General features: G+C 63.7%; 8 protein-coding genes. 5 read left to right on the top strand and 3 right to left on the bottom strand.

The genetic code is table 11. The annotated features are described in order from the left end of the window. The 3 genes from ligD to VFW69_RS21270 all read left to right on the top strand — a co-directional run. The coding region (gene ligD, locus VFW69_RS21280; protein ID WP_526504286.1) for a non-homologous end-joining DNA ligase LigD at positions 1–283 on the top strand (283 nt) is incomplete at its 5' end. 251 nt (positions 284–534) lie between these two features. Next, positions 535–969, top strand: a complete 435-nt coding sequence (locus VFW69_RS21275) for a formate dehydrogenase (RefSeq protein ID WP_526504292.1) — start codon at positions 535–537, stop codon at positions 967–969. Between the two features lie 50 nt (positions 970–1,019). After that, the gene (locus VFW69_RS21270; RefSeq protein WP_526504290.1) at positions 1,020–3,032 is read left to right on the top strand and encodes a DUF2961 domain-containing protein; all 2,013 of its coding nucleotides are present in this window, start codon (positions 1,020–1,022) and stop codon (positions 3,030–3,032) included. On the opposite strand, the gene VFW69_RS21265 is transcribed toward VFW69_RS21270, so the two are convergent. Both VFW69_RS21265 and VFW69_RS21260 read right to left on the bottom strand, forming a co-directional pair. Next, positions 2,973–3,800, bottom strand: a complete 828-nt coding sequence (locus VFW69_RS21265) for a rhomboid-like protein (RefSeq protein ID WP_526504284.1) — start codon at positions 3,798–3,800, stop codon at positions 2,973–2,975. The two genes, VFW69_RS21270 and VFW69_RS21265, sit on opposite strands and share 60 nt — an antisense overlap. 104 nt (positions 3,801–3,904) lie before the next feature. Further along, complete coding sequence (locus VFW69_RS21260; RefSeq protein ID WP_526504288.1) at positions 3,905–4,489, bottom strand: cysteine hydrolase family protein; 585 nt, start codon at positions 4,487–4,489, stop codon at positions 3,905–3,907. Positions 4,490–4,722: 233 nt separating this feature from the next. Between VFW69_RS21260 and VFW69_RS21255 the strand changes: the two genes are divergently transcribed. Then, positions 4,723–5,556, top strand: coding sequence for a mycofactocin-coupled SDR family oxidoreductase (locus VFW69_RS21255; RefSeq protein WP_526504282.1), 834 nt, complete (start codon positions 4,723–4,725; stop codon positions 5,554–5,556). An 11-nt stretch (positions 5,557–5,567) separates the two neighbouring features. Beyond that, entirely contained in the window at positions 5,568–6,770 is a 1,203-nt protein-coding gene (locus tag VFW69_RS21250) for a cytochrome P450 (protein WP_526504280.1), read from the top strand. 6 nt (positions 6,771–6,776) lie between these two features. Here VFW69_RS21250 and VFW69_RS21245 read toward each other — a convergent pair. Then, positions 6,777–7,280: alpha/beta fold hydrolase (locus VFW69_RS21245; RefSeq protein WP_526504278.1), on the bottom strand; the 504-nt coding region annotated here is incomplete at its 5' end.

Below are 7,280 nucleotides of genomic sequence, written 5' to 3'. Positions count from 1 at the left end.
CGCGACGGTATCGATGCCACTGACGTGGGAGGAGCTCGCCGACGCCGAGCCGGACGACTACACCATGGCAACCGTGCCCGATCTGGTCAAGGACCGAGAAGACCCTTGGGCCGCAATGGATGACGCGGTCCAATCGATCGCTTCCTTGTTGGAGATGGCCGAGGCCGACGAACAGCGCGGGCTTGGGGACATGCCGTATCCGCCGAACTACCCGAAAATGCCGGGCGAACCGAAGCGGGTGCAGCCATCCCGAAATACCGACCTGAGAAACAACAAAAGCTGACTCTATGGAATTTCGGCGTCGCCGGTCGTCAAATCTCGTTCACCCGCGGACCGTACTCGGCGGATTGGGGTTTTATAACGGTCCAGCAACCACTGGAGCGCTCCGGCGTGTCGCGGATTGCACCGTCAGTCGGGTCTGGGACCGTTGAGCGGTTACTCGAGACGGAACGCAAGGAGGCGGCGTTGACCCCGACTCTCATTTTCTTGGTGTCGGCTCTCGTCGCCACGCTGATAGTTGGGTCCTTGGCCATCGTGTTCTCCGCCAAGCGGTTTCGTCCCGAAGCGACCCTAGCGGCTGTGTTGACGGTGGTGACCATCGCGGGCTGGATCTGGCGAATGCCGCAGGGGTGGCGCACGATTACACAAATCGCTTGGCGCTACGGGCTAAAGACTCGCCAGGTTCGAGAGGTCGCGAGCAAGCTCGGTATGCCCTTCAATCGCGGTGCGTTGGTCCCTCCCTCACAGCAGAAGAAGATGCGTCCGGAACTGATGCGTCTGAAGAAGCGGAAGGCGCTGCGCCCGTCCAGCGCAGTGAAAGACAGCCGGTTGGTCGACGAATTGTCAGACAAGCGCTCCGGTTTCCTGGAGGAGGCCGAACGCATGAAGTTCTCCGGTGATGAGCTATTGCGACATCTGCGTCCGAGCATCACCGATTACGGCGCAGACGTCGAGGCCGAGGCAGGCTGATAAAAGTAGGCTCAGTTGCCGTGTCGGTGGCAGCGCGGGCTTGTTTCGCGATATTCGCGGTGCTGCTATTGCCGATTTCAGGTGCAGGAGTGGCCGGTGCGGAGCCGGCCGCACCCGACACGAACCAATCAGACGCAAGAATGGTCGGCTGGGACACCTACCGCCGGTTGGACCGGTTGCCCTATTTGAACCCCGGTTCGCAGACTCTGCAGGTGTCGAGCTTTGACCGCAGCGGCGGCGATTTCGACATTTCCACCGGCAATCGCAACGGCAGCGGCGGGTGCCTGGCGGCGGGGGGTGCCGGCTGCATCATCGCGGAGGATCACGGTGCCGGCGAGATTAATTCGATCTGGCTGACCCGCGACGGCGGCAATGTTCGCGCTCTCGGAAACATCCGCATCGAGCTGGACGGTCAGGCCGTTGTCGACACACCCTTGCAATCGTTGGTCGACGGCAAATCGGGAGCCCCATTCGTGTGGCCGCTGGTGGCCAACGCCGCCCAATCGCCGGGGGGCGATTACATCAAGGTGCCGATGCCTTATCGACGGTCGATGCGGGTCAGCGTCACATCCCACTTGGAGTACTACCACGTCGATTATCGGCAGTTTCCCGACGCCGACGGAGTAAACACGTTCTCACCATCCGATCCCGCGTTCGATGTGCTGGACACGCTCGAGTCCGCCGGTGCGGCTGACCCCAAACCGGCGGCAGCCACTGCGGCGCACAGCAATCGGGTCATCGACCTCGCCGCCGGCGCCGGGCAGACCATCGCCGAATCGACTGGATCGGCCAGCATCTCGGCGCTGAGGCTGCAGCTGCCCGAGCCCGCGGCTCAACAGTTAACCGGATTGCGGCTGCAGATTGAGTTCGACGGCAAAACCATGGTCGACTCCCCGCTTGGAGAATTCTTCGGCGCCGGGCTGGGCCCGAACCCCGTGCGATCGCTGATGTTCGCGACCAGCGCAGAGCCCGATGGGTCGTTGGTGTTATCCGATTGGTGGCCAATGCCTTTCGCGCAGTCGGCCCGCGTCACACTCGTCAATGCGGGCGCCGACCCGGTGAAAGGGATAGACAGCGACGTCACCACCACACCCGACCCCCAGTGGGCGCCCGCGCTGACCAGCGGGCGCGCCGGCTACTTCACCGCACGCTCGCACGCCGGACCGACGGCCCCCGGCCAGGACTGGGTGTTCGCCGAGGAACAGGGACACGGCAAATTCGTCGGCGTCAGTCAAACCATTCGCGGCTATCGGACCAAAACGGCATTCAGTGACGACGCCCCTTACTTTCTCGAAGGCGCCGAACGGGTCTACACCGATGGCGCCAGATCCCCGCAGTGGTATGGAACCGGCACCGAGGACCTCTACGAGGGCGGGTGGTACTTCAAGAACGGCACCCACTTCAGCGACCCACTCAACGGCCAACCCGATCAACGCACGGCCGCGGGCGGATGCGCCGACTACTGCGTCTCCGTCTACCGGACCATGCTGGCCGACGCGATCGGTTATCACTCCGCGATGCGGTTCGGCATCGAGCATGGCAAAAGGAACATGGTCCAACCCGACTACAGCTCAACCGCATTCCTCTACACACAGCCGGACGCCGATGTCACCGGCGGAGACGACGTCAGCCCCACCGATACCATCAATCGAGTTCTGCACGGCTACAACGATTCTGAAGCTACCGATCAGCTACTGGTCAGCGAATACGAGGGCACTCAGGACACCCTGCCTGTCGTCGGCTCGGTGCGTACCGCCCAGGGCGCGATCACGTTTCACGTCCAGATCGATCCGGACAACCACGGCATCCTGCTACGCCGCACATCGGATCAAGCAACCGGCTTTCAGTCGGCCGACGTCGCGGTCGACGGCATGCCGACCGGAAACTGGTTGCAGCCGCGCAGCAACACCTTTCACCGGTGGCTGGACGACACCTACCTGGTGCCGCGCTCGGTCACCGCGGGCAAGGCGCAGGTGACGCTCACCCTGACGACAACCGCAGACTCACCGCCCTGGACAGCCAGCCGCTACCACGTCGACACACTGACGGGGCCCTCCGACTAGGGAGCGATTGGTTGCCAGTCCGATGATGGCACCGGCCAGCCCGCCGGCCGGTGCCATCAGCGAAGGCCCGGCGAGCAAGAGATAGCCGAACGTGACACCGACCACGAGCAAGGCCTGGTGCAGGGGTGTCCATGAGGCGACCGGGCGCATCCGGAACGACAATCCGATGCCGAGTAGCAACGCCACCACATGGCCGACGGCGGTGAAATCCGCGCCCGCGGCCGCCACCACCGCGGTCCCCAGCCACCACCCCGCCCAGACTCCGCGCCAGCGCGCCGGGACCGCCACGGTGAACGCGCCGAGCACACACATCGCGCCATAACTGATCCCCACGTCACTTGCGCGAGCGACCGAGAACGGCAGCATCCCCGTTTCGATGGCGGCGACCAGCCCGACCGCGACTATCAACGTGGCGCCGATGTGGCCGACGGCGAAGGTGACGAGCAATCCCCGGCCGCACCACATGAGTTCACCCAACGCCAGTAGGCACACAAGCCCGGGCAGCCAGAAGAACAAATCGCCGCCGTCGTTGACGAATGCGCTCCCGATCAATGTGCCCAGATGCCCGCGCCCAAGATTGTGAACGTTTGTGCTCATTCGGCTTACGGCGACCTCATGCGCATGCGGACCGAGCGCCGCGAGGATGAGATAGATGACGAGCAGGATGACCGCATAGGTGGCCGTCACTCGAACCGACGCCGCGCCGGGCACGACGCGCAGCGGCGCCTGGGTCCAACGTAAGGCGCCGTCGCTAGCGGCGAGTGTCATAGGTCTACGGTGCGGGTCCGGCGGACAGCGTGCCTCGTTCTTAACGAAGCCTTCACACCCGTGCCGCAAATCTTCACGGAGTAAGACTGTCCCGTGACGTCCCCTTAAAGAGAGGTGATGGCAGCAACGGCCTGATCGGCGGTCACGATGCCTGAGGCGTAGTTGGGCATGTTCACCTCGAGCGCGGCGCGCATTTCGGTGTCCGAGTAGTCGGCCGTGGCGTCCCGGACCACTGTGACGTCATAACCGAGCTCGGCGGCGAATCGAACTGTTGCCTCGACGCAGGTATGTGCGATCAAGCCCACTACGATCACCCGCTCGATGCCATGGCGTTTGAGTTGCAGGTCCAAGTCCGTGTTGGCGAAACCGCTGGAACACCAATGCTCATGCGCGACGATGTCGCCCTGTTGCGGCTCGAACCCGGCACGAATCTCGCCGCCCCAGGTGCCGTATTCGAAGGTTTTGCGCGACCAGGCCGCTCGTTGCACCGGCGCGACGTATTTCCACGTTTCGTAGTCGCCCGGCCGGTAGCGGCGATGCAGCGCATAAAAGACGCGCAGGTTCGCGCCGCGGGCGGCGTCGAGCACCTGCTTCATGTGGGTAACGCAGTCATTGCTTTCGATGACGCCCCGCAACCGATCCCACACCTTCCCGCCCGGAGAAATGAAATCGTTGTAGGGATCGATCACCAGAAGCCCGGTCGCTGCTTTGTCATTCGCCACCGGACCATCATCGCTCGGCGGCCTCGATAATGAACGGCAATGTCGTCAGGCCCCACGAGGTGGGCGGTCAACGCCCGCGCCGCCGCGGCAACGCAGATCGAGGCAGCCTGCGGTCTTGACGGACCATTCGCGATGCTGCTAGACATGGCCTGCGCCACACTTTTGGGCGATCGCCCAAAAGTCGATGGGTGGAGGACGCCATGGGTCGGATGGACGGCAAGGTCGCATTCGTGACCGGTGCGGCACGGGGGCAGGGCAGAAGTCACGCCATCCGGCTCGCGCGGGAGGGTGCCGACATCATCGCTGTCGACGTTTGCCGTGGCTTTGAAGGGTCGCCGGCCCCCGCTGCCACGCAGGAAGACCTCGACATCACCGCGGGCATGGTCAAGGACGCCGGAGCTCGCGTCGTGACCGCCGAAGTCGACGTGCGCGAGTACGACGCGTTGAAGGCAGCGGTCGACAGCGGCGTCGAACAGCTGGGGCGGCTGGATGTCATTGTCGCCAACGCGGGGATCGGCACGATAACCGGCAAGCTGCACAAGACCGACGAGGCGCTGTGGCAGGAGATGATCGACGTCAACCTCAGCGGGGTGTGGAAGACGGTCAAAGCCGGTGTCCCGCACATCCTGGACGGGGACCGCGGCGGTTCGATCATCTTGACATCGTCGGTCGCGGGCAGGAAGGCCTACTTACACACCGGTCACTACACGTCGGCCAAGCACGGGGTGATCGGGCTGATGCGGGCGTTCGCAGTTGAATTGGGGCAGAAGATGGTCCGGGTCAACGCCGTGCTGCCGACCCATGTGAACACGCCGCTGTTGATCAACGAGGGCACCTTTCATGCTTTCCGACCCGATCTGACGAACCCCGGGCCGGACGACCTCGCGCCGATCTGCCAAACCTTCCACACGCTGCCCATCCCGTGGGTGACGCCCGAGGACATCAGCAATGCCGTGTTGTTCCTGGCCTCCGACGAAGCGCGATACATCACCGGCGTCGCGCTCCCGGTGGATGCCGGCAGCTGCCTGAAGTAAGGAAAGCATCGATGACCGTCACCAACGACACCGACGTCTACTACGACCCCTACGACGTCAACATCAATGCCAACCCTTATCCGATTTACGCGCGGCTGCGCGAAGAGGCGCCGATCTACTACAACGAGCGCTACGACTTCTGGGCACTGTCAAGACATTCCGACGTCGAGCACGGGCTGTCCAACTGGGAGGCCTTCTCCAACAGGCGAAGCGACATCCTCGAGCTTGTCCAGTCGAAATTCGACATGCCCGGCGGCGTCATGATGTTTCAGGACCCGCCCGAGCACTCGAGGCTGCGCGGGCTGATGTCCCGCGTGTTCACCCCCCGCCGGATGGCCGCCCTCGAGGACCAAATTCGGCATTATTGCGTGCGTTGTCTGGACCCGCTGGTCGGCTCCGGGGGGTTCGACATCATCACCGAACTCGCCTCGATGATGCCGATGCGCGTGATCGGCATGCTGTTGGGAATCCCGGAATCCGAACAGATCTCGGTGCGCGACGCCAATGACGCCAACCTGCGTACCAGGCCGGGGGCGCCGTTGAAGGTCGCCAACGCCGACTCCATCGCCGACGGCCGGATCTATGCCGACTACGTCGACTGGCGCTCGAAAAACCCCTCGGATGACCTGATGACGACGCTGCTCAACGTCGAATTCGACGACGAGAACGGGGTGCACCGCAAGCTGACTCGCAAAGAGGTGCTGCACTACACGCAGGTGGTCGCCGGTGCGGGCAACGAGACCACCGGCCGGCTGATCGGTTGGCTGGCCAAGGTGCTCGCCGAGCACCCCGACCAGCGTCGCGCCGTATACGAGGACCGGTCACTGTTGACCCGAACCATCGACGAGACGTTGCGGTTCGAACCCACCGGCCCGCACGTCGCGCGTTGGATGGCAAAGGATTTCGAGTGCCACGGCACGACGGTCCCGGCCGGCAGCGCGATGCTGCTGTTGTTCGGCGCAGCCAATCGCGATCACCGCCGCTACACCGATCCGGACACCTACAGCATCCGTCGCGACAACATCTCACACATCACGTTTGGAAAGGGTGTGCACTATTGCCTGGGCGCCAACCTGGCTCGACTCGAGGGCCGCGTCGCGCTCGACGAGATCCTCAACCGGTGGCCCGAGTGGGACATCGATTACGACACCGCGCAATTGGCGTCGACGTCGACGGTGCGCGGCTGGGAGCGCCTGCGGGTCGTGTTGCCGTGAGAGGGGCTACGCGTAGAGCCGGCAGCGCCCGACGAGGATCTCTGCCAGCCGTTCCGGCTCGCTGACCATCACCATGTGACAGGTGTCGATCTCGATGAGTGCCTGTACACCCCCGAGCGCGTCAATGTATTTACGCTGTAGCTTTGGGGCGAGGGCGCGATCCCGCCGAGTCAGAATCCAGGTGCGGGGAATGTTGTCGGGCATCCCCCGTCGAGACACCTTCTCTGTGAGAATGCGCAGTGACTCTGCATAGAGCTTGCCGGTCATGAATCGGCGGCGATGCGAAGGAATCCCGTTCATGAACACGAATCGCGCATACCACTTGGGCGCCGGCTTTGGCACGTTTTGCTTTGCCCTGTGCCGGGCGATGGTCGCGATTTGCCACGGTGAGCTGTCCACGATCGACGTACCTTCGGGCGGAAGGAAGCTGGCAGCGAAGATCATTTCACGGACCTGCGCCGCTCCAAGCTTGGTGACCACTCCGGGCAGCGGCATTGCCCCCATTGAGTG

The organism is Mycobacterium sp. (genome assembly GCF_036273375.1).
Lineage (GTDB): Bacteria > Actinomycetota > Actinomycetes > Mycobacteriales > Mycobacteriaceae > Mycobacterium.
The sequence above is the reverse complement of the archived record's forward strand: the minus strand, read 5'-3'. Positions and strand labels throughout refer to the sequence as shown.